Raw genomic sequence first — 23,323 nt, 5'->3', positions numbered from 1 at the left:
CGGGTCAGGAAACGGTCGACGGGAGCATCGGTTCGAAGCGGCTCCAGCGTTCGATCTCACACCCGTTGGTGCGCCGGAAGTCGGCGTTCACCGGGCGCCCCGCCCACGTCCCGCTGACGTGCGCCCGCGCCGGACCGCCGTACATCATCGTGCACTGCGCACCCTGCGGCACGGGGGCGAACTGGTCCTTGCCCCACCGCGTCATCCGGTCCAGCCGGTCGCAGGCGCGCCGCGCGTCGAAGTGGTTCCCGCCCCGCGGATGGCAGTACAGCTCGAACCTGCCGTCCGTGCGGTCCGAACCGGAGCGGGTGACGGTGACCGTGAGGTGGTCCCCACGCCGCCCACGGGGCGCCTCGGCGTCGGGCGTCCAGTGGCCCAGGAACGGCAGGACGTCGTGGTGGTACGGCAACGGGATCGGGGCGGCGGAGGCGGCCGGCGCCACGGCGAGCGCGGGCCCCGCACACACGGCGGCGGCCGCGAGGACCGCGGCGAACCGGGGCAGCGACCGGGAGCGGAACGGGGACGGGATCCGGCGACGGGACATCACGGGCTCCTGAGGGCGAGGGCGGGCGGTCCGCGAGGCGCGGCACCGGCCCGCGCGGGACGGCTCGGCGGCACGCGGTCCGTACACGCCGGGGGCGCACGACACGCGTGCGTCCGTGCCGCCCCGACTCGTTAACGCCCCGCCGCCCGCGACGTTGCGCCGCAGGAACGTCTTTGCCGGGTGGCCCGCGGGCCGAGTACCGTAGGGGGCGATTGGTGACAGGCCACCGAGCTGTGTCATCATCTGGTCACGCCACATCGCGCTCACGCGCGTCAGGTGTGTGGAGGCGTCGCCTAGTCCGGTCTATGGCGCCGCACTGCTAATGCGGTTTGGGTTTTAACACCCATCGAGGGTTCAAATCCCTCCGCCTCCGCTCTTGCATCACCCCGGGCCCGGTCGATCACGACCGGGCTCGATTTTTTTGCCCCGCGACCGCCACCGGGCCGGGGCCGGCTCCGGCCGCCCGCCGCCCGCGCCGCCTACGCTGCCCGTCATGTCCCTGCCGAGGCCGTCGCCCCCGCCCCGGTCCGCGCCCGAGCGGCCCGGCCCCGCTTCCCGCACCCTCGTGATGCTGGCCTTCGAAGGCGCCCGACTGCTCGACATCACCGGCCCGTTGGAGGTCTTCAGCGCCGCCGCCCGCCTCGGCGGCCACTACACGATCCACATCTGCTCCCCCGACGGCCGGACCGTCACCACCGCCTCGGGCACCCGCCTGGTCGTCGACGCGGCGGTCTCGGATGTCGCCGGCCGCCCGGTGGACACCGTCCTCGTCCCCGGAGCCGAGGAACTCACCCGGGGCCGGTTTCCTCCCGGCCTGCTGGACTCCGTACGCACCCTCGCCGGGCGCTCCCGCCGGGTCGCCTCGGTCTGCGCCGGGGCGTTCGCGCTGGCCGGGGCCGGACTGCTCGACGGGCGGCGGGCCACCACCCACTGGCGCCACACCGCCACCCTCGCCGCCCGCCACCCCACCCTCACCGTCGACCCGGACGCGCTCTACGTCCGGGACGGCGAGTTCTTCACCTCCGCCGGGGTCTCGGCCGGCATCGACCTCGCACTGGCCCTGGTGGAGGCCGACGAGGGCCCCGACCTGGCCCGCGAGGTCGCCCGCGACCTGGTCGTCTTCATGCAGCGGCCGGGCGGCCAGTCACAGTTCTCGGTACCCGCCCGCACGCCGCGACCCCGCCACGACGCGCTGCGCGCCCTCCTGGACGGGATCGCCGCCGACCCGGCCGCCGACCACTCCAACACCGCGCTCGCCGCCCGGGCCGGCGTCAGCCCCCGCCACCTCACCCGGCTCTTCCGCGAACACACCGGCACCACCCCGGCCGGCCACGTCGAGGCGGTACGCCTGGAGGCCGCCCAGACCCTCCTCGCGAACGGCGAGACGGTCACCGCCGCCGCCCGCCGCACCGGCATCGGCAGCGACGAATCCCTCCGCCGCCTCTTCCTCCGCCGCCTGGGCGTGACCCCCTCCGCCTACCGCTCCCGCTTCCACACCACCACCCGCTGACCGCCGCCGGCGCGCCCCCGCATGTCCCCATCTGTGGGCCACCTGGCCCGCACACACCGGGCGCCGACCACCCCCGCCGCGCCACCCTTCCCCCATGACCCCCAACAACACCCCTTCCTCCCCCTCCTCCTCTTCCTCCCGCTCCCTCGCCGGGATCCCCGTCCCGGACAGCCGGCTGGCCCGCGAGGCCACCGAACTGGTCCGCGACGTCACCGACGACCTGATCTACCACCACTCGCACCGCGTCTACCTCTTCGGCGCCCACCACGGCCACCGGCACCATCTGACCTTCGACCCCGAGCTGCTCTACGTAGGCGCCCTCTTCCACGACCTCGGCCTCACCGAGAAGTTCCGCACCTCCCAGCAGCGCTTCGAGATCGACGGCGCCGACGAGGCCCGCGCCTTCCTGACCGCCCGCGGCATCCCCGAGGACCGCGCCCGCCTCGTCTGGGAGGGCATCGCCCTGCACACCACCCCGGAGATCCCGCATCACATGGCCCCGGAGGTCGCCCTCGTCACGGCCGGCGTCGAACTCGACGTCCTCGGCATCGGCTACGACACCCTGCCCCCGGAGACCCGCGAGGCCGTCGTCGCCGCCCACCCCCGCCCCGACTTCAAGCCCCGCATCCTGCGCGCTTTCCACGCCGGACTGGCCCACCGCCCCCAGGCCACCTTCGGCAACGTGAAGGCGGACGTCCTGGAGCGCTTCGAAGCGGACTACACCCGCCCGAACTTCGTCCGGATCATCGAGGAGTCGCCCTGGCCGGCCTGACCCCTCACTCGCGAGCTCACGGTCATTTCCGCAGGTCAGTAGGGGTGCGGCAATCAGATTTCGCCTAACGGCGCAGGTCATGTAATGTTGTTCCCGCAACGCCGACCGGCAAGAAAAACCGCCGGAAAGCCAAGCGCTCGTAGCTTAACGGATAGAGCATCTGACTACGGATCAGAAGGTTGCAGGTTCGAATCCTGCCGAGCGCACAGCAGTCAAAGCCCCCGCCGGGTAATCCGGGCGGGGGCTTTGTCGTGTCGTGGGGCGGTGAAGTGCGGCAGTGGAGTACGGCAACCGGGTCGGTCGGTCGGTGTGGGGGCTGGTGCGGTTCATGGTGCCGGGCGGATGGCTGTGCCTGGTGTCGTGCTGGGTGCGGCGGGCGGGCAGGGGTGGTCGCCGCCAGTCGTGGAGGCCGGGGACGCGGCAGGGCGCAGCATCTCTGAGCGGCTGATGTGGGGCGAGGGTGCCTGGCTGGGGCCAAGCGGTAGTGCTGTCGGGCAGGGCAGGGCAGGGCAGTGGTGGGAGGGGTGCCGGGGTGGGTGAGGTTGGTGAGGGCGGGGCGTTGTGCCGGTGTCGTGTTCAGTGCTGAAGCCGGGCATAGGTTCAAGGGCTTGACCGACGTTGGAACGGGCCAGGGGCGGACAGGGCGGATGCACTCACGCAGTTGGTGACGATCGCTGCCGTGCTGCTTGGGGCATTGGCGACGTATGTCACGAATTACTTGGCGGAGCGGAGCAAACGGTAAGAGACTCGGCGCGTTCGGTGGGATGAGAAGAAGTTCGATGCGTACGCGGATTGCATCAGCAAGGTCCGTGCCACGATCAGCGCCAATGTGGTGCTCTATGAGGTCCGCGAGGGCATGCGGGCAACACCTCGGGGTGAGCGGGAGGTTTGTGGGCGAGCAGCACTCGGCCCGTGGTCTGCCGGTGCCCGCGAGCAACGAGCCTGGGGGCAGGGGAGATTGACCGGGGTGGCGGCTGTGGTGCCGGCCGCGGTGTCGTCGGTGTCGGTGTTGGTGTTCGGTGCGTTGCCGTTGGTCCTTGGTGCGTCGTGGACGCGGTGGAACGTGGAGTGCGGGCGGTCTGCTCTGGTGGCTCAGGCTTCTTTGTGAGGCTCGTGGGTGGTTCCCGTCAGGCGTGGGGTGTCCAGGGGGTCGGGTTCCCGAGGGCCGTCAGTAATTGGGCTTGGGTGGGGGTGGGTTGGTCTCTTGTGGTGGCGAGTGGCGTCGTGTGGCGGCGCGTGGTGGCGGGTGGTGCCATGTGGTGTCGGGTGGTGTTCATTCGGGCTTTCGGGAGGGCGTGAGTGGGGGTGAGTGGGGGTGGTGCTGCGATGGGGCGGGTTGGTTTCTTTGTCTTTTGGCAGGTCAGGGGTGGTGTTCTGAAGTTTGCGCCAGGCTGGGTGCCATTCGTGGTTGCGTGTGGCGTCATGGTGGTGCCACTATGGCGTCATGGACCTCACTCCGTATGTTGACACTCTGCGGCGCGAACTCGCGGTGGCTGCCGAAGCCGGCGGGGAAGATGCCCGTGAGCTGGCCGAGCGGCTCACTGCTCCTCTGGAGTCGGCGACCCGTCTGACCATGCTCAGGGTGCTCTCCGCCGCGATGGACGAGATCACCCGCGAGCTCGCCCCCGGTTCGGTCGACGTACGGCTGCGTGGGCTGGACCCCGACTTCGTGGTGACGCTGCCGCCCGGTGACAGTGGCCAGTCGGAAGCGGCGGCCGCGCCCGTTGAACCGCTTGCGACGCCGCCCCCCGCGGACGGCGACGACGGTGGCACCGCCCGCGTCAATCTGCGGCTGCCGGCCCGCCTCAAGGCGCGTGCCGAGGAGGCCGCGAACCGCGAGGGCCTGTCGGTCAATGCGTGGCTGGTGCGCGCCGTGTCAGCCGCGGTCGACGACGGTACGCGGCCGCGTACGACGGAGAAGGCCCGCACCGTCGGACAGAACTTCAAGGGCTGGGTGCGCTAGCCGCGCCCGAACTCGCGCCAGTTCAGCCACGCCAGTTCACTCACGCCACTTCACCCGCACCACGTCCCCACCAGCGGGGGCGATCATGAGACCCAAGAGGACGGGACAGCCATGCCTTCTTTCGACACTCCCGAACCGATCTCGGTCACGGCGCACGTGGACGCCGGTTCCATCCAGTTCACCGCGGGCGACCGTCTCGACACGGTCGTCGAGGCGCGGCCCCGCGATCCGCAGCGGGATGCGGACGTACGGGATGCCGAGCAGACCCAGGTGACGTACGCGAGCGGTGTTCTGACCGTCCGGACGCCCAAGCAGCGGTATCTGCTCGGGCGCACCGGCACCGTCGATGTGACGGTCGACCTGCCCGCGGGCTCACGCATCGACATGACCGGTGCCTGGGCCCAGGTGCTCGGCGAGGGCCGGCTCGGCGAGGTCCGGGTGAAGACCTCTTCGGGTGATGTGCGCCTGGACGCGACCGGGCCGTTGCAGCTGACCGCGTCGCACGGCTCGATCAGTGTGGACCGCGTCGAGGGCATGGCCGAGATCAGCACCAGCTCCGGCAGTCTGCGGGTCGGCCTCGTCGACGGACCCGCGACCCTGAAGAACTCGCACGGCACCACGACCGTCGGCGCCGCGACCGGGAAGCTGCGGGTGAGCGGCGCCAACGGCGACATCGACATCCTGCGCGCAGAGGACTCGGTCACCGCGACCACCGCGCACGGCACCCTGCGGGTGGCCGAAGTGGTCCGTGGCACCGTCCAGTTGGAGACCTCCTACGGGGCCATCGAGGTCGGTATCCGCGAGGGTACGGCCGCCTGGCTCGACGTCAGCTCGGGCTCCGGCCAGGTGCGCAACACGCTCACCGCGTCCGAGTCCCCGGAGGAGGCCGAGGACACCGTCGAGGTCCGCGCCCGTACCCGGCACGGCAACATCGACGTCCGGCGCGCCAAGCCCTGAGCGCCCCCGCGCCTCTCGTATTCTTCTCAACTCGCCCCATTCTCTTGCTACTTCGGCCATTGAGCGGGAGGGCCCCATGGGTTCTTCTGTCATGCCCACGCTAAGTCCACGCTAAGTCGGGCGCGGCGTCCGCAGCCATCCGCCGTCGTCCGGCCGCACCAACCGCCACGAGAGGAAAACCGATGAGTGACACCGATCCCATCCCGCACGGCCTCCCGATGGAGCGCGACGCGAGCCCCTTCGACCCGCCCCGCCGCATCACCCGGCTGCGCGAGGCGCGCCCGGTCAGCCCCCTGGTCTTCCCCGATGGTCACGAGGGCTGGCTGGTCACCGGCTACGACGCGGTCCGCCAGCTGATGGCCGACACCCGGTTCAGCTCCCGCCAGGACATCGGCATCCTCCACGTGCCGTTCGAGACCCCCGGCATGCCCGAAGCCACCGAGCCGTCTCCGCAGGTGCCGGGCCTGTTCATCAGCATGGACCCGCCGGACCACTCCCGGCTGCGGCGCAAGCTCACCGGCGCCTTCACCGTCAAACGCATGAAGCAGCTCGAAGAGCGCATCAGCGAGATCACCGAGCAGCAACTCGACAAGATGGCGCGGCTGACCCCGCCGGTCGACCTGGTCAAGGAGTTCGCGCTGCCGGCGCCCTCGCTGGTGATCTGCGAACTGCTCGGTGTCCCCTACGCGGACCGGGAGAACTTCCAGGCCAACTCCGCCAAGTTCATGGAGAAGGAGGTGAACCTCGACGACAAGATGGCCGCGTACGGCGCGATAACCGCGTACCTGGCCGAACTGATCATGGGCAAGCGGGCCGAACCCGGCGAGGACATCCTGTCCGACCTGGCCCGCCAGGACGACCTCAGCACCGAGGAACTGACCGGCATCGCCTTCCTGCTGCTGCTCGCGGGCCACGAGACCACCGCCAACATGCTGGCGCTGGGCGCCTTCGCGCTCCTGGAGCACCCCGAGCAGCTGGCCGAACTGCGCGCCGACCCGGACCTGCTGCCCGATGCCGTCGAGGAACTCCTGCGCTACCTGGCCGTTGGCGACACCTTCTACCGCTACGCCGCGGAGGACATCGAACTCGGCGGTGAAACCATCACCAAGGGGTCGACCGTCATCGTGTCGTTGCTGGCCGCCAACCACGACCCCCGGCGCTTCGACAACCCCGACACCCTCGACGTCCACCGCAAGGCCCGCGGTCACCTCTCCTTCGGCCACGGCGTCCACCAGTGCCTCGGCCAGCAACTGGCCCGCATCGAGATGCGCGTCGGGTTCGACGGACTGCTGCGTCGCTTCCCGACCCTTGAGCTCGCTGTCCCCGTCGGCGAGGTGAAGCTCAAGACCGACATGAACATCTACGGCGTGCACGCGCTGCCGGTCACCTGGACGGAAACGGCCCGGTAGAACCGTCGGTCGAGCGTCACAGCAGGTCAGAGGCCCCGTCGAGGAATCGGCGGGGCCTCTGAGGTGTGCGGGCGGTGGGGGCCGGTCGGTGCCTGGGGCGTTGGGGCCGGATCGGGGTCGGGTCCGGGGCCGGGTCGTCGGACCGGTGTCGGTCCCTGGGCGGTCCCCTATCGGGTCTGCGGCGAGCCGGCCGCGTGGAGGTCGATGTAGCGCACGAGGCGGATGCCGCAGGAGTCGGCGGAGAGCTCGGCGTGCCGGTACACGGCCCGGTTGCCGCGGTACATGTTGCGCCACCACTCGACGATCCACGAGATCGCCAGATGGAGGAATCCGACCAGCCAGCGGCGGAACAACCGGAACAACCGGGGCAAATGGGGGCGGCTGTCGTCCGTCACCCGGATCACGCGGGAGTGCGTGAGGAGCTTGCCGATGCTGGCGCCGACGATGCGGGTCAGCAGGACGTGGTTGATGAAGGAGAGCCCGAAGGCCGCGCAGGGGATGAGCGCGAGGACCTGCCGGACGTTGTTGCGGGCGGCGAGGGCGACCAGGGCCGCGGCGCCGGCGAACAGCAGTCCGTCGATCGCCGACGCCCCGTAGCGGCGTACCCAGTCGGCGGGGGCGGGGATGCCTGGGCCCGGCCCCGCGGGTGCGGCCGGCTGCTGCTGGTGGGCGCCGGGCCGTTGCTGGTACTGCTGCTGCCCGTACGGGGACTGGGGCGGTAGGGCCTGGGGGTACGTCTGCTGTGGGTACGGGGTGGGGCGGACGGCGGACGAGTGGCCTGATGGTCATGGCGTGCAAGGATCGGGCCATGGAGCGGGTGGGAGTGGGCGAGCGGGAGGCGGACCGGGACGAACGGCGGCGGCACCGGGTGGCGGTGTTGGTGCGGCCGGGGATGCTGCCCATCGAAGTGGGGATCGTGCACCGGATCTTCGGGGAGGCCAGGACGGCGTCCGGCGAGGAGCTGTACGAGGTGGTGACGTGCGCGCTGGAGCCGGGGGAGGTGCGCACCGACGCCGATTTCACGGTCAACGTGCCGCACGGTCCGGAGGCGTTGGAGACCGCGGACACGGTCGTGCTGCCGGCGTCCGGGATGGACTACGACCCGGGGACCGGGCAGCGGGAGGGGCGGCTGAGCCCGCCGATGGCCGACGCCCTGGCCCGGATCCGGCCGGGGACCCGGATCGCGTCGATCTGCACGGGGGCGTTCGTCCTGGCCGCGGCCGGGCTGCTGGACGGGCGGCGGGCCACCACGCACTGGCGGTCGGTGGAGGACTTCCGGCGGCTGTTCCCGCAGGTCGAGCTGGACGCCGATGTGCTGTACACCGACGAGGGGGACGTGCTGACGGCGGCCGGGGTCGCCTCCGGGGTCGATCTCTGCCTGCACATGGTGCGGTGCGATCACGGGGCGGCGGTGGCCAACGACGTGGCGCGGCGGACGGTGGTGCCGCCGCACCGGGAGGGTGGGCAGGCGCAGTACGTGCGGCGGCCGGTACCGGAGCCGCAGGTGTCGTCGACGGGGGCGGCGCGGGCCTGGGCGCTGGAGCACCTGGACCGGCCGCTGAGCCTGCGGGAACTGGCGGCCCGGGAGTCGATGAGCGTACGGACCTTCACCCGGCGGTTCCGGGAGGAGGTGGGGCTGTCGCCGGTGCAGTGGCTGACGCAGCAACGGATCGAGCGGGCCCGGCAGTTGCTGGAGGAGACGGCGCTGACGGTGGATCGGGTCGCGGCGGACGCGGGGTTCGGGACGGCGGCGTCGCTGCGGCAGCACTTCCAGGTGGCGCTGGGGGTGTCGCCGCGGGCCTATCGGAGCACGTTCCGGGGGGTGGGGGCGATGACGGCGGCGGAGGCTCTGGAGGCTGTGGGGTAGCGGTGCCGGTGCCGGTGCCGGTATCGGTGCTGGTGGGCTCGGTGGGCCCGATGGTGTGGTCCGGGTGGCGGGTGCGGGGCCGGGGCGTTGTCAGTGGGCGGTCGTACGCTGACGGTGTGTGGCGTTGTACGGGACCGCGGTGGTCGGGCGGCGGGCCGGGGGCCAGGCCGGCGGGGCGGTTCGGCCAGCGGCTCGGTTGGTACTGCGCGGAGCGGGGCGCCGAGCGGGTGAGCCTGCTGCCGCCGGGGAAGGCGCTGGCGTTCGCGGCGGTCGGGGAGCGGCGGTGCCTGGGGGTGCGGCGGGCCGGGCGGTGGCTCGTCTGCCCGTACGGCGCGGTGCTGGACGGCGAGGGAGTGAAGGACCAGTGCCCGCGGTGTGCGCAGCTGGACCGGTCGCGGTCGGTGGCGGCGGACACCATGGCCGATGATCCGCGTCCGTACGGCGTCTATCTGGCGTACTTCGGGCCCGGTCTGGTCAAGGTGGGGATCACGGCCGCGGAGCGCGGCGCGGCGCGGCTGGTGGAGCAGGGGGCGGTGGCGTACGCCTGGCTGGGGCGCGGGCCGCTGATGGCGGCGCGGCGGGCGGAGGCGCTGTTGGGGAGCGCGCTGGGGGTTCCGGACCGGTTCGCGAAGGAGGCGAAGCGGGCGGCGCGCGGGGCGTTGCCTCCGGTGTCGGAGCGGGCCGCCGAGTTGGCCGAACTGCACGGTGCGGCACGGGAGTTGGAAGGATGGCCGGAATCGCTGGCGCCGGTGGATTTCGCGTGCGCGGATCACACGGAGCTGTTCGGGCTGGCGCGGGTTCCGGCGGGCGGGGTCGCGGAGCTGGGCGGGCTGATCGCCGGGGCGGAGGTCGTGGGCGAGGTCGTGGCCGGGGCGGGGGCGGATGTGTATCTGCGGTTGGCCGGTGAAGGGGCGGCTGACGGGGGCGGCGAGGGCGGGGTGATCGCCGTCATGGATGCGCGGGTGTTGTCCGGGTGGGTGCTGGAGGTAGCCCGGGGGCGGGTGACGACGGTACCGGTGCGGAGGGCCGCGGAGGCGGACCGGCAGCGGGGAGGGCAGCGGGGAGGGGAGCAGGAAGGGTTGTTTTGAGGGGCGGGTGGGGGTTGTGTGGGGCGCTGATGGGGCGGGCGCCTGAGTGGGCGTGCGAGTGGGTGTGTGGGAGGGCGTATGGCAGGGCGTGTTGTGGTGGACGGGGACGGGCGGGTCGGGGAGTTCTGGCGGGAGCTGGGGCTGCCGGGGCTGATCGATGTGCACACGCACTTCATGCCCGAGCGGGTGATGGCGAAGGTCTGGGCGTATTTCGACGCCGCCGGGCCGCTGGTGGGGCGCCGCTGGCCGATCGCGTACCGCTACGAGGAGGACGAGCGGTTGGCGGTGCTGCGGGGCTTCGGGGTGCGGGCGTTCACGTCGATGATCTATCCGCACAAGCCCGGTATGGCGCGTTGGCTGAACGGCTGGGCGGCGGACTTCGCGGCCCGTACGCCGGACTGCCTGCGGACCGCGACGTTCTTCCCGGAGGACGGGGTCGCGGAGTACGTGGCGGACGAACTGGCCGGCGGGGCACGGGTCTTCAAGGCGCACGTGCAGGTGGGCGGGTACGACCCGGCGGACGCGGTGCTGGACCCGGTGTGGGGCCTCCTGGCGGAGGCCGGGGTTCCGGTGGTCGCGCACTGCGGATCGGGGCCGGTCGCGGCCAAGCACACCGGGCCGGATCCGATCGCCCGGGTGCTGGCCCGGCACCCCCGGTTGCGGCTGGTCGTCGCGCACATGGGGATGCCGGAGTACGTCGACTTCCTGGAGCTGGCGGCGCGCTATCCCCGGGTGTGCCTGGACACCACGATGGTCTTCACGGATTTCGTCGAGCAGGCCGCGCCGTTCCCGAGGGCGGAGCGGGGGCGTCTGCTGGACGTGGGCGACCGGGTGCTGTTCGGGAGCGACTTCCCCAACATGCCGTACGGGTACGCGCACGCACTGGAGGTGCTGGCGCGGCTGGAGTTGGGGGAGGAGTGGCTGCGGGGCGTCTGTTACGGGAACGGGGCGCGGTTGTTCGGGCTGGAGTAGGCGGCGGGAGAAGCCGGCGGGTGGGGCGGGCGGGGCTGAGGGGACTGGGCGGGCGGGGGTTCCGGCTCCGGCTCCGGCTTCCGTTCCGGCTTCGGCTTCGGTTCGCGTTCCGGTTCCCGTTATGGGGCGGTGGGGGCGTCCGCGGTGGCTTCGGTGGCTTCGGCGGGTTCCGTGGCTTCGGTGGATTTGGTGGTCGCGGTGGCCAGGTGGGTCATGGCGGTGCGGAGGTCGGCGAGGGTGGGCCCGTCGGTGACGCGTTCGGTGGCGGGGTCGATCTTCGGGCCGATGGCGGGGATTTCCCGGCAGGCGTCCGCGACGACCTGGCCGGTCATCATGCGCAGGGTTTCGCGGAGTTGGGCGTTGGCGTGGTCGCCGCCGGTGGGGAACGGGGAGGCGGTGATCACGGCGACCGGCTTGTCGACGCATTCGCCGCTGCTGACCAGCCAGTCGAGGGCGTTCTTGAGGACGCCGGGGACGCCGTGGGCGTACTCGGGGCTGACGATGAGCAGGACGTCGGCGCCGGCGACGGCGGTGCGCAGGGCGCCGACGGGGGCGGGCGGGGTGGCGCCCTCGCCGTCCAGGTCCGGGTTGAAGTGCGGGAGCGCGCCGATGTCCGCGGTGGCGGTGGGGCCGTCGAAGAGTTCCAGGGCGGAGCGCAGGACGGCGCCGTTGGTGGAGCGGGCGCGGAGACTGCCGGAAACGGCCAGGAGTCGGGTCATGGGGGTGACGTTACGGGGGCGTGGTGGGGCGGGAGCGATGGGGCGAGGGGGAGCGGCGGGCGCGCCCCGTCGGGTGGCCGCGGCCTTGACCGAAGGGAGGGAAGATTCTCAGGAGATTCACAGGAACCGGCAAGGGAGCTTTCAGAGGCCCAGGTCAGGCTGCCTGGCATGACCCTGACTTCGTCGACGTCCTCAGCTTCGTACCGTGCGCCGGCCGCGGGCTCGTCCTCCAGGAGGGCGGCCGGTAAGACGCCCGGGCAGGGGACTGGCCGGCAGCCGGAGTTGTTGCGGGCGGACGGCAGTCCGGTGCGGGTTCTGGTCGTGGACGACGAGTCCTCGCTCGCGGATCTGCTGTCGCTGGCACTGCGTTACGAGGGCTGGGACATCCGGGCGGAGGGCGACGGCGCGGGCGCGCTGCGGTGCGCCAGGAGCTGGCGGCCGGACGCGGTGGTGCTCGATGTGATGCTGCCGGACATGGACGGGCTGACCGTCCTCGGCCGGCTGCGGAACGAGGTGCCGGACGTGCCGGTGCTGTTCCTGACCGCCAAGGACGCGGTCGAGGACCGGATCGCCGGGCTGACGGCGGGCGGCGACGACTACGTCACCAAGCCGTTCAGTCTGGAGGAGGTGGTGGCCCGGCTGCGCGGGCTGCTGCGGCGGGCGGGTGCGGCCGCCCTGCGTAGTGAGTCGCTGCTGACCGTGGGCGGTCTGGTGCTGGACGAGGACAGCCATGAGGTGTGGCGGGACGGCCAGGACATCCATCTGACCGCGACGGAATTCGAGTTGCTGCGCTATCTGATGCGGAATCCGCGGCGGGTGCTCAGCAAGACGCAGATTCTGGACCGGGTGTGGAGCTATGACTTCGGCGGGCAGGCCAATGTCGTCGAGCTGTACATCTCGTATCTGAGGCGGAAGATCGACGCCGGGCGGGAGCCGATGATCCACACCCGGCGGGGCGCGGGCTATCTGATCAAGCCGGCCGGGTAGCGGGCCGTGGGCTCCTCCGTGGTCGCGGCGACCCCCGGGTTCGATTCCCGCCCCGGTTCCGATTCCTCTTCCGATTCCCCGGCTGATTCCCCTTCCGGTTCCCGTTCCCGTACTGGTACCCCTGCCCGGTCCCGTTTCGGTTTTGGTGTTTTCGGGTCGGGTGGGCGGCGGCGCTGGACGCTGCGGACGCGGTTGGTGGTGTCGGCGGTGGCGCTGATCGCCGTCGTGGGGGCGGTGATCAGCACGGTTACCGCGATCGCGCTGCATTCGTATTTGCAGGGGCAGTTGGACCGTCAGCTGATCGAAGGCATCACGCGGGCGGAGGCGCCGCGGCCGCACGATCCGTTGCGGGACCAGGGGCTGGAGTTCGTGGCGATGCCCGGCCAGCCCTTCGGGTCGGTGGGGGCGCGGGTCGGGCCCAGTGGGCGGCTCGACGGTGGTGCGCGGATGAACCGTTCGACGAGCCGGCTGCCGTCCGAGCGGCTGACCTTGCTGAGTACGGACCAGCTCACCGTGCTGGACGGGGTGCCCCGGGACGGCAAGCCGCACAGTATGGATCTGCCCGGGCTCGGCTCGTACCGGATGCAGTACGCCGGGGACGGCATGCTGGTGCTGGGGATGCCGCTCAACGACGTGAACGACACGGTCGGGCGGCTGGTGCTCATCGAGTGCTGTGTGACGCTCGCCGGGCTGGTCGCGGCCGGGATCGCGGGCTCGGCCATGGTCGGGATCGCGCTGCGGCCGTTGCGGCGGGTCGCCTCGACCGCGACCCGGGTGTCCGAACTCCCGCTCCATCAGGGCGAGGTGGCGCTGCACGTGCGGGTGCCGGCGGCCGAGGCGGATGCCCGTACGGAGGTGGGGCAGGTCGGGGCGGCGCTCAACCGCATGCTGGGGCATGTGGGATCGGCGCTCTCGGCGCGTCAGGAGAGCGAGACGCGGGTGCGGCGGTTCGTCGCCGATGCCAGTCATGAGCTGCGGACGCCGCTGGCGTCGATCCGGGGCTATGCCGAGCTGACCCGGCGCGGGCAGGAGCGGCCCGGTCCGGAGACCCGGCATGCGCTGGGGCGGATCGAGTCCGAGGCGGAGCGGATGACCGGCCTGGTGGAGGACCTGCTGCTGCTCGCCCGGCTCGATTCCGGGCGTCCGCTCTCGTACGAGACGGTCGATCTCTCGCCGCTGGTGGTGGATGCGGTGAGCGATGCGCGGGCGGCCGGCCCCGACCACCGCTGGCGTCTGGAACTGCCGGCCGCCGGAACCGACGCGCCCGCGCTGGTGCGCGGGGATGCCGACCGGCTGCACCAGATCCTGGTCAATCTGCTGGCCAACGCGCGGACGCACACGCCGGAGGGGACGACGGTGACCGCCCGGGTGCGGACCGTCCGGCGGCCATGGCCGAGTGGGGTGGGGCCGGGGGCGGAGCGCTCGGGTGGTGCGGGGGCGGGGCCGGTGGGGTCGGCGCCCGTGGGGTCAGTGCCGGTGGCGTCGGGTCCTTTGGGCGCGGTGCGGGACGCGGTGCAGTTGGAGGTCCAGGACGACGGGCCCGGGATTCCGGCCGCGTTGTTGCCGCACGTCTTCGAGCGGTTCGCGCGGGGCGACGCGTCCCGTTCGCGGACCGCGGGGAGCGGTCGGAGCGGGGGCAGTACGGGGCTGGGGCTGGCCATCGTGCAGGCGGTGGTGGCCGCGCACGGCGGGACGGTGGCGGTGGCGAGCGTCCCGGGGCGGACGGTGTTCACGGTGACGCTGCCGGGGGCCGGGCGGGCGCCCGCGTAGGGCACGGCCGCCGATCTCACAGCCCGCGCACAGCTTCACCACACGGCCATGACAGGCCCCTTGGCGACCGTCGTGGGCATGACGACGCCTCCGCCGAGCCCGACGCCGTTGGGCTCCCTGCCGCCACGTGAGCATCTGCGCCCGGGCCAGATCGAGACCGTCCTCGATGTCGTGGTCCCCGTCTACAACGAGGAGAAGGACCTCGAACCCTGTGTGCGTCGGCTCCACGACCACCTGGTCCGCACCTTCCCCTACGGGTTCCGGATCACCATCGCGGACAACGCGAGCACCGACGACACGCCCCGGATCGCCGCCCGGCTGGACGACGAGATGGACCACGTCACCGCCGTACGGCTGGAGCAGAAGGGCCGCGGGCGGGCGCTCCGCACGGTGTGGTCGCTGTCCGAGGCGCCGGTGCTGGCCTACATGGACGTCGATCTGTCCACCGACCTCAACGCGCTGCTGCCGCTGGTGGCGCCGCTGATCTCCGGGCATTCGGACCTGGCGATCGGGTCCCGGCTCAGCCGGAGCGCGCGGGTGGTGCGCGGGCCGAAGCGGGAGTTCATCTCGCGCACCTACAACCTGATCCTGCGGGGCTCGCTCGCCGCGCGGTTCTCCGACGCGCAGTGCGGCTTCAAGGCGATCCGCGGCGATGTCGCGGGGCGGCTGCTGCCGATGATCGAGGACACCGGCTGGTTCTTCGACACCGAGATGCTGGTGTTGGCCGAGCGGGCCGGGCTGCGGATCCACGAGGTGCCGGTGGACTGGGTGGACGATCCGGACAGCACCGTGCACCTGGTGCGGACCGCGACCGACGACCTCAAGGGCGTGTGGCGGGTGGGGCGGGCGCTGGCGACCGGTGCGCTGCCGTTGGACCGGTTGGCCCGGCCGTTCGGCGACGACCCCCGGGACCGGGAACTGGCCGGGGTGCCGGGCGGGCTGGCCCGGCAGGTCGTCGGGTTCACCGTGGTCGGGGCGCTGAGCACACTGCTCTACCTCGGCCTCTACACCCTCTTCCGGCTCGGCGTGGGCCCCCAAGTGGCCAACGCCGCCGCCCTGTTGGTGTCGACCCTGGGCAATACGGCCGCCAACCGGCGGCTGACCTTCGGGGTGCGGGGCCGGGAACGCGCGGTCCGTCATCAGGCGCAGGGCCTGGTGGTCTTCGCCATCGGACTGGCGCTGACCAGCGGGTCGCTCGCGGCCCTCGACTCCGCCACCGTCAACCCCTCGCACGGCAGTGAGCTGACCGTGCTGGTGGCCGCCAACCTCGCGGCCACGGTGCTGCGCTTCCTGCTCTTCCGCGCCTGGGTGTTCCCGGAGCGCGAGCGGCGGGAGGCGGCGGGCCGCGCGGCCGGGGAGGGGCCGGGCCGGCCCGAGGCGCACGACAACAAGCTCGGCGCGCAGGACGCGCACGACCGGAACGACTTCAGCAGGAGCGCGCGATGAGCCCCCACCCACCCCATTCGGAGCAGGACGGAACGATGTCCCCGGAGCGGGCAGCAGCGGACCACGTGTCGGAGGAAGGGTCGGAGAACGGCCCGCGGTCCGCCCCCGGGACGGCCGCGGTGCGCGGCTTCGCCCAGCGGGTCGTGCGGGGGCGGCCGGAGGACCCGCGCTGGGCCCGGCCGGCGCTGCTGGCGCTGTTGGTGGTCACCGCGGCGCTCTACCTCTGGGACCTGTCGGCGTCCAAGTACGCCAACCAGTTCTACTCGGCCGCCGTACAGGCCGGCAGCGTCAGTTGGAAGGCGTTCTTCTTCGGCTCCTCGGACGCGGCCAATGCCATCACCGTGGACAAGCCGCCGGCCTCGCTCTGGCCGATGGAGCTCTCCGTGCGGCTCTTCGGGCTGAGCTCCTGGGCGGTCCTGGTGCCGGAGGCGCTGATGGGCGTCGCCGCGGTCGGCGTGCTCTACGCGGCCGTGCGGCGCCGCTTCGGGGCGGCGGCGGGGCTGCTGTCGGCCGGGTCGCTGGCGCTCACCCCGGTCGCCGCGCTGATGTTCCGCTTCAACAACCCGGACGCGATGCTGTGCCTGTTGATGGTGTGCGCGGTCGCCTGTGTGCTGCGCGCCCTTGAGGCGGGCCGGACGAAGTGGCTGGTGCTGGCCGGGGTCTGCTTCGGGCTGGGCTTCCTGACCAAGACCCTTCAGGCGTGGCTGATCCTGCCGGCGCTGGCCGTGGTCTATGCGTGCTGCGCGCCGGTCCGGGTGCGCAAGCGGCTGGGGCAACTGCTGCTGGCCGGGCTGGCGCTCGTACTGTCCGGCGGCTGGTGGGTGGCGATCGTCGAGCTGCTGCCGGCATCGGCCCGTCCCTACGTGGGCGGTTCGCAGACCAACAGCTTCCTGGAGCTGACGTTCGGCTACAACGGTTTCGGGCGGATCGACGGTAACGAGCGGGGCAGCGTCGGGGGCGGTCACCGCGGCGGCGGTATGGGCGGCGGTTGGGGTCAGACCGGGATCACCCGGCTGTTCTCCTCCGACATGGGCGGTCAGATCTCCTGGCTGCTGCCCGCCGCACTGATCCTGCTGATCGTCGCGGTCGGCGTGCTGTGGCGGGCGCGGCGCGCGGTCGCCGCCGAACAGGCGGCGCAGCGGACGGAGTTCCTGGTGTGGGGCGGCGCGCTGCTGATGACGTTCACCATCTTCAGCTTCATGTCCGGGATCTTCCACCAGTACTACAACATCGCACTGGCCCCGTACATCGCGGCGTTGGTCGGCATGGGGTCGGTGCTGCTGTGGCGGCGCGACGGACGGCTGGCGCGGAGCGTGCTGGCGCTGGTCGTCGGGGTGACGGCGGTCTGGTCGTACGTCCTGCTGGACCGGTCGCCGCAGTGGCTGCCGTGGCTGCGGTGGGCAGTGCTGGTGCTCGGTCTGCTGGCGGCGCTGGGGCTGTTGGTGGCGGCATGGACGGGCGCGCGGGGCGACGCACGGTCGGCTGCGGACGGCGAGTCGGTCGGCGACGAGCCGGCCGACGGTGCTGCGGCGGACGGCCAGGTGCCGGGGCGGGCGCGGCGGCGGGCCGGGGTCGTGGCCGGTGTGGCGGCCGGGCTCGGGGTGGCGACGGCGCTGGCCGGCCCCCTCGCGTACAGCCTGGACACCATCAACACCCCCAAGGGCGGCTCGATCATCACCGCCGGCCCCGCGGTCCAGGGCGGCGGGAACTTCCCCGGCGGCGGTCGGGGGCGGATGCTCTGGAAGGGCGGCAACAAGATCGTTCTGCCGGGCGGCGCCGGCGGGCGGAGCAAGGGCGGCCAGGGCTTCCCCGGGGGCCAGGGCTTCCCCGGCGCCGGCCAGATGGGCGGCGGCCCCGGCCAGCCGGGTGGCGCCAAGGGGCACGGTGGCCGGATGCGCGGGACGGCCGGTATGGGCGGTCTGCTCGACGGTGCCTCGGTGAGCGACCAGGCCAAGCGCCTGGTGGAGCGGAACGCCGACCGGTACACCTGGGCCGCCGCGACCGTCGGCTCCCAGAGTGCCGCGAGCTACCAACTCGCCACCCAGAAGCCCGTGATGGCGATCGGCGGCTTCAACGGGAGTGACCCGTCGCCGACCCTCGCCCAGTTCCAGCGCTACGTGGCGGAGGGGAAGATCCACTACTTCATCGTGGGGGAGCGGGGCATGTTCCGCGGCGCCCCGGGCGGTGGTGAGGGCAAGCAGGCCGGCGGCCAGGCGATGCCCGGCGGCGGCCGCGCCGAGAAGGGCCCGTCGACGCAGATCAGCGCCTGGATCGAGAAGACCTTCAAGAAGGTCACCGCCGGTGGCGCCACCTTCTACGACCTGACCCAGCGGAAGGCGTAGCAGCGGGGGTCACCGCCCCCGGTCGAAAACAGATGTACGGCGTATAAGAGTCCCTGTACGGTGTAAGTCATCCGCTCGCACCGTACAGGGAGCTCGTATGTCCGCCGTGGCCCCCGACGCCACCACACTCCAGCCGCCGGGCCGGCCCGCCACCCGCTGGCTGATCCTGGCCGTCATCTGCCTCGCGCAGCTCACGGTCGTCCTCGACAACACCGTGCTGAACGTCGCGGTCCCGTCCCTCACCGAAGAGCTGGGCGCCACCACCGCCGACGTCCAGTGGATGCTCAACGCCTACTCGCTGGTCCAGTCCGGCCTGTTGCTGATCGCCGGCAACTCCGCCGACCGCTACGGCCGGAAGAAGATGCTCGTCGTCGGCCTGGCGCTGTTCGGCCTGGCATCGCTCGGCGCCACCCTCGCCCAATCGCCCGGCCAACTGATCGGCGCCCGCGCCGTGATGGGGATCGGCGGCGCGCTGCTGGTCACCACCACCCTCGCCGTCACCATGCAGATCTTCGACGACACCGAGCGCCCGAAGGCCATCGGCATCTGGAGCTCGGTGAACTCCCTGAGCTTCGCCGCCGGGCCGCTGATCGGCGGCGCGCTCCTGGACCACTTCTGGTGGGGCTCGCTGTTCCTGGTCAACCTCCCGGTCACGGCGATAGCGATGGTGGCCGTCCTCGCCCTCGTCCCGGAGTCCAAGAGCCACGGTGGTGAGCGCCCGGACGTGCTGGGCGCCCTGCTGTCGATGATCGGCATGGTCGGCGTGGTCTTCGCGATCATCTCCGGTCCGGTGACCGGCTGGACCTCGGGCCGGGTGCTGGTCTCGGCCGCGATCGGCATCGCGGGCCTGGCCCTCTTCGCCTTCTGGGAGCTGCGCATCCCGCACCCCATGCTGGACATGCACTTCTTCCGCAACCGCCGGTTCATCGGCGCGGTCTCCGGCGGCATCCTGGTGGCCTTCGGGATGGGCGGCTCGATCTTCCTGCTCACCCAGCACCTCCAACTGGTGCTCGGCTACGGCCCGCTGGACGCCGGTCTGCGGATGGCGCCGCTCGCCCTCACCGTCGTACTGATCAACTTCACCGGTCTGGGTGCCCGGCTGGCGCCCCGCCTCGGCACCCCGGGCATGATCGTCTCCGGTATGACCCTGCTGTCCGTCGGCCTCGCCGCGATCTCGCTGCTCGGCGGCCACAGCTACGGCGGCATGCTGCTGGGCCTGGTCGTCATGGGCATCGGCGTGGCGATCGCGATGCCGACGATGGCCAATGCCGTCATGTCCGCGATCCCGCCCGCCAAGGCCGGCGTCGGCGCCGGGGTCAACGGCACCCTGATGGAGTTCGGTCAGGGCCTGGGCGTCGCGGTGCTCGGCGCGGTCCTCAACTCCCGCTTCGCCGCACTGATTCCGCTGGTCGCCGCGGGCGCCGGTTCGCTCCCCGCGGCCCTCGCCCGGACGCACACGGCCGACGAGCGCACCGCCGTCCACGACGCCTTCGCGTCCGGTATCGGCACCAGCCAGCTGGTCGGTGCGGTGGCCGTCTTCCTCGGCGGGATGCTCGCCGCGGTCCTGCTGCGCCGCGCGGAACGCGCCGGGAGCGGCGCGGGCGGCCCCGAGGCCCAGGGCGGCGCGGAGACCGCAGGCCAGGGCGCCGGCCCCGGCCCCGCCCCGGCCCCGGCGGAATAGCATCGACACCGGACGGGACGTCACACCCGTCCCGTCCGGTCCGGCGGCCCGCACCACCCGCACGACCTGCACGACCCGCACGACCCGAGGAGGGGCGCCATGGCAGCAGCGACGAACGGGCGCGCCGAGCAGCGACCGCACAGCGTCTGGCTGACCGAACGCCCTCCGCTGAGGAGAAAGGCGGAGCAGCCGGCCGGACTCGACCTGGAGAAGATCGTCGGGGCGACGGTCCGGCTGCTCGACGCCGAGGGGCTGGCCAAGTTCTCCATGCGGCGCCTCGCCGCCGAACTCGGCGTCACCGCGATGTCCCTCTACTGGTACGTCGACACCAAGGACGACCTCCTGGAGCTGGCCGTGGACGCGGTGGCCGGCGAGATGGCACTCCCCGACGCGTCCGACGACACCGCCGACTGGCGCGACCAACTCCGCGGCCTGGCCCGCTCCTACCGCGACCTCCTGCTGCGCCACCCCTGGGCGCCCCGACTGCTCGGCGAGGTCATCAACATCGGGCCGCACTCCACGGCCTTCTCCAACGCCACCCTGCGCGTGATGGCCCGCAGCGGTCTGGGCCCGGACCACACCTCCGGCGCGCTCGCCTCGGTCTTCCAGTTCGTCTACGGCTTCGCGACCATCCGGTCCCTCCACGAGGCGCGCTGCCGCGCCGCCGGCATCAGCCTCGACGACTACTTCACCCAGGTCGTCGCCGCGATCTCGGACCGCCCCGAGTTCGCCGAGATGCGGGAGCTCTCCAGCCGCGCCGGCTACGCCATGGGCGACGGCAACGCCGGCGACATGCTCGACCGCGATTTCGCCTTCGCCCTGGACCTCCAGATCGCGGGCATCGACGCGATGCGGGAGAAGGAGCGCGGGGGACGAGCCGGGGGCCGCTGACGAACGGGCCCGCGCCGAGGCGACGACGGGACGTCGGGAACGCCGGGTCTCACCGCCAGCTGGACACGGAGACCGACCGGGCCGAGCCGCCCGGTTCCAGTGCGCCGACGCGTACCGAGCAGCGGGGGCCCGAGTAGAACGTCCGCGTCTCGTAGGCGTGGTTGTAGACCGACCGCGCGGGTTGGAACGGCGCGCTTTCGCAGTCGTGCCGGGGGTCCTGTGCGGTCCTCATCGTGCCGCCGAAGTCGGGCTCCGACCAGAAGCAGAGGGAACCTTCCGGGCAGGCGGCCGTGGCACGGGCCCGTGGGGCTGACGCCGCGCTGGTCCCCGCGTGCGCGGGGCTGGTGAGGACGGTGGCCAGGATGAGGGCGGCCGCGGCGGTCAGGGGGCCGAGTGCCGTGCCGAGGTGCTGGGTGCGCATGGGTTCTCCGGATCTCCCGTGACGGTCGAAGGTGACGTGAACTGGGGTGCCTGCCGGGCGTTCGCCGGAGGTGTGGGCGGCGGCCTGGCCTGATCACGTGCACCGAGCCAGGGCTCCCTGACCAGACCGAGGCCGTACGGACCAGTGTGTGGCAGGCAAGTGGAGCCGGGCCCGGCGTTCGAGTCACTGTCACGCTTGCGGGCAGCGTTGTACGAGTGCGCGGGAGGAGGAGCGGACGGGAGGAGGGGCGGAGATCCCCGCCTCTTACGTGGTCTGCGGCGGACTACCGGGGGACCATGCCGTGGCGCAGGGGAGGACGCGGGCTCAGCGCGGTGTGATGGCGATGCCTTCGGGCTCGTGTCCGGTCGGCAGGGTGGCGCGGACCCGTTGGGCGAAGGGGTCGATGACCGAGACGGTGTCGGACTGTTCGTTGGTCACCCAGACCCGCCGGCCGTCAGGGGTGACGGCGACCCCCTGCGGCTGGGCGCCGACGTGGATGTGGGAGATGACACGGCGGGCGGCGATGTCGATGATGAGCAGGCAGCCGCGGCCCGAATCGGCGACGAAGAGCAGCCTTCCGTCGGGGCTGACGGCGTTGCCCAGCGGCGCCCGGCCGGCGGGCAGGGTGGCCACCACGGTGTCGCTGCGGGGGTCGATGACCGACACCGTGCCGGAGCCGGTGTTGGAGACGTACACCAGGCGGCCGGAGGGCGGCGAACTGATGCCGCTGGGGAAGTCGCCCACCCGGATCCGCCGGATCGGATGCCAGTGCGGGTCGAGCACGGTCACCGCGCCGCCGCCGTTGTCGGTCACGTAGGCGCGTCCGTCCGGAATCGTGGTGATGCTGTGCGGCAGCGGTCCCACCGGCACCGTGGCGATCACGTGGCGTTCCCGGACGCTGATGGCCGAGACCGTGTCCGAGCCGAAGTTGGCCACCAGCACCGTGCGGCCGTCCCGGGTCGGCATCGCCGCGAAGGGCCGACGCCCCACCCGCACGGTGGCGGTGACCAGCCGGGGGCCGGTGTTGATGAAGGAGACGGTGTCGGAACGGCCGTTGGCGACGTAGACCGCGTCGCCGTCCGGAGCCGCTCCCACTCCGATCGGTCCGAAGCCCACTTGGACGGCGCCGAACCTGCTTTCCAGACGGGTGTCATAGGCCGAGACGGTCTCCGAACCGCTGTTGGCCACGTAGACGCTGACGCGGATGGGATAACGGGCCAGGCGCCGGGTCGCGGTGCGCGGCGGCGCGCCGGCCGCGACCAGGGCGCCGGCCACCAGCAGGGCGGCGGTCAGGCTCCAGCTGAGGCGACGTCTTCGTCGGGACGGCGGACGTGTGCTCGGACGGAGCCGTCCCGATGCCGTGCCGGGCAACTCGCTGGCCAGGGGAAAACGGGGCATGGCTCTCCTGGGGCAGTAGTGATCACTGCGCCCCACCCGAGCAGGCATCTCGGGGTCCCGCGGCCCACTACCGGCCAGCCGGCCCCTGTCCGTGCCCCTAGGGAGTGAACCGCGGCGAAATCCGGCAGCGGGCGTCGGCCACTTGTGCAGCGGCTCCGTAACCCGAGCGGCCACATGGAGGCACGGCGCAGGCGCGGGCCCGCACCGCGCCGGCCGGGCGCGCGGCGCCGGCACTCCGGGCGTCCCGCACCGCCCGTACGGCGTGCCGCACCGCCCGCTACGAGGCGTCCACCCGCTCCGGCCACGCGACGCCCTGCCGGTCGATGTGCTGCCCCTCGGGGTGTTCGGTCCGCGCGCAGGGCCGGGGGTTGTTGCTGGCCTTCGGCCGGGTCGCCCCGCAGAGCCGGGGCTTGCGGACCGGGCACGACTGGGTCATGTCACACCGCCACCAGGTCGGTACGGGCGCGGGCCCGGACCGGTCGGGAACGGTCCGGGCCCACTGGTTGGGGTGTCGCAGTCCGGTTCGTCGGGCGGGCGCCGGACTGCGACGGTCGGTGGGGCGGCCCGACCGGCCCCGCACGGTCCG

The 23,323-nt window shown here is 72.4% G+C and carries 20 protein-coding genes and 2 tRNA genes; 16 read left to right on the top strand and 6 right to left on the bottom strand.

Features of this window, described 5'->3' with window-relative positions:
* Positions 1 to 4: 4 nt before the first annotated feature.
* Positions 5 to 544, bottom strand: a complete 540-nt coding sequence (locus tag ACFVT2_RS01310; RefSeq protein WP_390010714.1) for an SSI family serine proteinase inhibitor — start codon at positions 542 to 544, stop codon at positions 5 to 7.
* Between the two features lie 282 nt (positions 545 to 826).
* Here ACFVT2_RS01310 and ACFVT2_RS01305 point away from each other — a divergent pair.
* From ACFVT2_RS01305 to ACFVT2_RS01275, 7 genes are all read left to right on the top strand, one after another.
* Positions 827 to 917, top strand: a tRNA-Ser gene (locus tag ACFVT2_RS01305).
* Positions 918 to 1,037: 120 nt separating this feature from the next.
* Positions 1,038 to 2,054, top strand: a complete 1,017-nt coding sequence (locus ACFVT2_RS01300; RefSeq protein ID WP_390010712.1) for a GlxA family transcriptional regulator — start codon at positions 1,038 to 1,040, stop codon at positions 2,052 to 2,054.
* A 94-nt stretch (positions 2,055 to 2,148) separates the two neighbouring features.
* Positions 2,149 to 2,826 (top strand): HD domain-containing protein, encoded by a 678-nt coding sequence (locus tag ACFVT2_RS01295; RefSeq protein ID WP_390010710.1) that lies wholly within the window; start codon positions 2,149 to 2,151, stop codon positions 2,824 to 2,826.
* 133 nt (positions 2,827 to 2,959) lie between these two features.
* Positions 2,960 to 3,032, top strand: a tRNA-Arg gene (locus ACFVT2_RS01290).
* Between the two features lie 1,238 nt (positions 3,033 to 4,270).
* Positions 4,271 to 4,789 carry a hypothetical protein gene (locus tag ACFVT2_RS01285; protein WP_390010708.1) on the top strand — a complete coding sequence of 173 codons (519 nt, stop codon included), beginning with the start codon at positions 4,271 to 4,273 and terminating at the stop codon, positions 4,787 to 4,789.
* Positions 4,790 to 4,900: 111 nt separating this feature from the next.
* Positions 4,901 to 5,746, top strand: a complete 846-nt coding sequence (locus ACFVT2_RS01280) for a DUF4097 domain-containing protein (protein ID WP_390010707.1) — start codon at positions 4,901 to 4,903, stop codon at positions 5,744 to 5,746.
* 182 nt (positions 5,747 to 5,928) lie between these two features.
* The gene (locus ACFVT2_RS01275; protein WP_390010706.1) at positions 5,929 to 7,155 is read left to right on the top strand and encodes a cytochrome P450; all 1,227 of its coding nucleotides are present in this window, start codon (positions 5,929 to 5,931) and stop codon (positions 7,153 to 7,155) included.
* A 167-nt stretch (positions 7,156 to 7,322) separates the two neighbouring features.
* Here ACFVT2_RS01275 and ACFVT2_RS01270 read toward each other — a convergent pair whose 3' ends face one another.
* Positions 7,323 to 7,724: a hypothetical protein gene (locus ACFVT2_RS01270; RefSeq protein WP_390011213.1), complete on the bottom strand. Its 402-nt coding sequence runs from the start codon at positions 7,722 to 7,724 to the stop codon at positions 7,323 to 7,325.
* 239 nt (positions 7,725 to 7,963) lie between these two features.
* On the opposite strand from ACFVT2_RS01270, the gene ACFVT2_RS01265 reads away from it, so the two are divergent.
* The 3 genes from ACFVT2_RS01265 (at position 7,964) to ACFVT2_RS01255 (ending at position 11,082) form a co-directional block, all read left to right on the top strand.
* Positions 7,964 to 9,022 (top strand): GlxA family transcriptional regulator, encoded by a 1,059-nt coding sequence (locus tag ACFVT2_RS01265; protein WP_390010704.1) that lies wholly within the window; start codon positions 7,964 to 7,966, stop codon positions 9,020 to 9,022.
* A gap of 227 nt (positions 9,023 to 9,249) precedes the next feature.
* Entirely contained in the window at positions 9,250 to 10,110 is an 861-nt protein-coding gene (locus ACFVT2_RS01260; RefSeq protein ID WP_390011211.1) for a DUF2797 domain-containing protein, read from the top strand.
* Positions 10,111 to 10,188: 78 nt separating this feature from the next.
* Complete coding sequence (locus ACFVT2_RS01255) at positions 10,189 to 11,082, top strand: amidohydrolase family protein (RefSeq protein ID WP_390010702.1); 894 nt, start codon at positions 10,189 to 10,191, stop codon at positions 11,080 to 11,082.
* Positions 11,083 to 11,201: 119 nt separating this feature from the next.
* On the opposite strand, the gene ACFVT2_RS01250 is transcribed toward ACFVT2_RS01255, so the two are convergent.
* Entirely contained in the window at positions 11,202 to 11,801 is a 600-nt protein-coding gene (locus tag ACFVT2_RS01250; RefSeq protein WP_390010700.1) for an NADPH-dependent FMN reductase, read from the bottom strand.
* Between the two features lie 285 nt (positions 11,802 to 12,086).
* Between ACFVT2_RS01250 and ACFVT2_RS01245 the strand changes: the two genes are divergently transcribed.
* The 6 genes from ACFVT2_RS01245 to ACFVT2_RS01220 all read left to right on the top strand — a co-directional run bounded on the left by ACFVT2_RS01245 (position 12,087) and on the right by ACFVT2_RS01220 (position 20,918).
* Positions 12,087 to 12,788, top strand: coding sequence for a response regulator transcription factor (locus ACFVT2_RS01245; RefSeq protein WP_390011209.1), 702 nt, complete (start codon positions 12,087 to 12,089; stop codon positions 12,786 to 12,788).
* A gap of 207 nt (positions 12,789 to 12,995) precedes the next feature.
* Positions 12,996 to 14,558, top strand: a complete 1,563-nt coding sequence (locus ACFVT2_RS01240; RefSeq protein WP_390010698.1) for a sensor histidine kinase — start codon at positions 12,996 to 12,998, stop codon at positions 14,556 to 14,558.
* A gap of 78 nt (positions 14,559 to 14,636) precedes the next feature.
* Positions 14,637 to 16,004: a glycosyltransferase gene (locus tag ACFVT2_RS01235; RefSeq protein WP_390010696.1), complete on the top strand. Its 1,368-nt coding sequence runs from the start codon at positions 14,637 to 14,639 to the stop codon at positions 16,002 to 16,004.
* Positions 16,001 to 18,346: an ArnT family glycosyltransferase gene (locus ACFVT2_RS01230; RefSeq protein WP_390010694.1), complete on the top strand. Its 2,346-nt coding sequence runs from the start codon at positions 16,001 to 16,003 to the stop codon at positions 18,344 to 18,346. Before ACFVT2_RS01235 ends, ACFVT2_RS01230 begins: the two co-directional genes overlap by 4 nt.
* A 97-nt stretch (positions 18,347 to 18,443) precedes the next feature.
* Positions 18,444 to 20,027: an MFS transporter gene (locus ACFVT2_RS01225; protein WP_390010692.1), complete on the top strand. Its 1,584-nt coding sequence runs from the start codon at positions 18,444 to 18,446 to the stop codon at positions 20,025 to 20,027.
* Between the two features lie 99 nt (positions 20,028 to 20,126).
* Positions 20,127 to 20,918 carry a TetR/AcrR family transcriptional regulator gene (locus ACFVT2_RS01220; RefSeq protein ID WP_390010690.1) on the top strand — a complete coding sequence of 264 codons (792 nt, stop codon included), beginning with the start codon at positions 20,127 to 20,129 and terminating at the stop codon, positions 20,916 to 20,918.
* Between the two features lie 49 nt (positions 20,919 to 20,967).
* Here ACFVT2_RS01220 and ACFVT2_RS01215 read toward each other — a convergent pair whose 3' ends face one another.
* The 3 genes from ACFVT2_RS01215 to ACFVT2_RS01205 form a co-directional block, all read right to left on the bottom strand.
* Positions 20,968 to 21,339: a peptidase inhibitor family I36 protein gene (locus ACFVT2_RS01215; protein ID WP_390010688.1), complete on the bottom strand. Its 372-nt coding sequence runs from the start codon at positions 21,337 to 21,339 to the stop codon at positions 20,968 to 20,970.
* 324 nt (positions 21,340 to 21,663) lie between these two features.
* A complete protein-coding gene (locus ACFVT2_RS01210; protein WP_390010686.1) occupies positions 21,664 to 22,737 on the bottom strand; it encodes a cytochrome D1 domain-containing protein in 1,074 nt (357 codons plus the stop codon).
* Positions 22,738 to 23,014: 277 nt separating this feature from the next.
* Positions 23,015 to 23,173 (bottom strand): hypothetical protein, encoded by a 159-nt coding sequence (locus ACFVT2_RS01205; protein ID WP_390010684.1) that lies wholly within the window; start codon positions 23,171 to 23,173, stop codon positions 23,015 to 23,017.
* Positions 23,174 to 23,323: the final 150 nt, after the last annotated feature.

Source organism: Streptomyces sp. NPDC058000 (genome assembly GCF_042886435.1).
Classification (GTDB): Bacteria; Actinomycetota; Actinomycetes; order Streptomycetales; family Streptomycetaceae; genus Streptomyces.
Note: the sequence above shows the minus strand (reverse complement) of the source record. Positions and strands in the feature narration are given on the sequence as shown.

Coding starts and splice junctions, on each gene's coding strand:
- ACFVT2_RS01255 (WP_390010702.1), top strand. CDS start 10,189: ATGGCAGGGCGTGTTGTGGTGGACGGGGACGGGCGGGTCGGGGAGTTC.
- ACFVT2_RS01220 (WP_390010690.1), top strand. CDS start 20,127: ATGGCAGCAGCGACGAACGGGCGCGCCGAGCAGCGACCGCACAGCGTC.
- ACFVT2_RS01210 (WP_390010686.1), bottom strand. CDS start 22,737: ATGCCCCGTTTTCCCCTGGCCAGCGAGTTGCCCGGCACGGCATCGGGA.
- ACFVT2_RS01275 (WP_390010706.1), top strand. CDS start 5,929: ATGAGTGACACCGATCCCATCCCGCACGGCCTCCCGATGGAGCGCGAC.
- ACFVT2_RS01300 (WP_390010712.1), top strand. CDS start 1,038: ATGTCCCTGCCGAGGCCGTCGCCCCCGCCCCGGTCCGCGCCCGAGCGG.
- ACFVT2_RS01205 (WP_390010684.1), bottom strand. CDS start 23,173: ATGACCCAGTCGTGCCCGGTCCGCAAGCCCCGGCTCTGCGGGGCGACC.
- ACFVT2_RS01225 (WP_390010692.1), top strand. CDS start 18,444: ATGTCCGCCGTGGCCCCCGACGCCACCACACTCCAGCCGCCGGGCCGG.
- ACFVT2_RS01295 (WP_390010710.1), top strand. CDS start 2,149: ATGACCCCCAACAACACCCCTTCCTCCCCCTCCTCCTCTTCCTCCCGC.
- ACFVT2_RS01230 (WP_390010694.1), top strand. CDS start 16,001: ATGAGCCCCCACCCACCCCATTCGGAGCAGGACGGAACGATGTCCCCG.
- ACFVT2_RS01310 (WP_390010714.1), bottom strand. CDS start 544: ATGTCCCGTCGCCGGATCCCGTCCCCGTTCCGCTCCCGGTCGCTGCCC.
- ACFVT2_RS01285 (WP_390010708.1), top strand. CDS start 4,271: ATGGACCTCACTCCGTATGTTGACACTCTGCGGCGCGAACTCGCGGTG.
- ACFVT2_RS01265 (WP_390010704.1), top strand. CDS start 7,964: ATGGAGCGGGTGGGAGTGGGCGAGCGGGAGGCGGACCGGGACGAACGG.
- ACFVT2_RS01235 (WP_390010696.1), top strand. CDS start 14,637: ATGACGACGCCTCCGCCGAGCCCGACGCCGTTGGGCTCCCTGCCGCCA.
- ACFVT2_RS01215 (WP_390010688.1), bottom strand. CDS start 21,339: ATGCGCACCCAGCACCTCGGCACGGCACTCGGCCCCCTGACCGCCGCG.
- ACFVT2_RS01280 (WP_390010707.1), top strand. CDS start 4,901: ATGCCTTCTTTCGACACTCCCGAACCGATCTCGGTCACGGCGCACGTG.
- ACFVT2_RS01250 (WP_390010700.1), bottom strand. CDS start 11,801: ATGACCCGACTCCTGGCCGTTTCCGGCAGTCTCCGCGCCCGCTCCACC.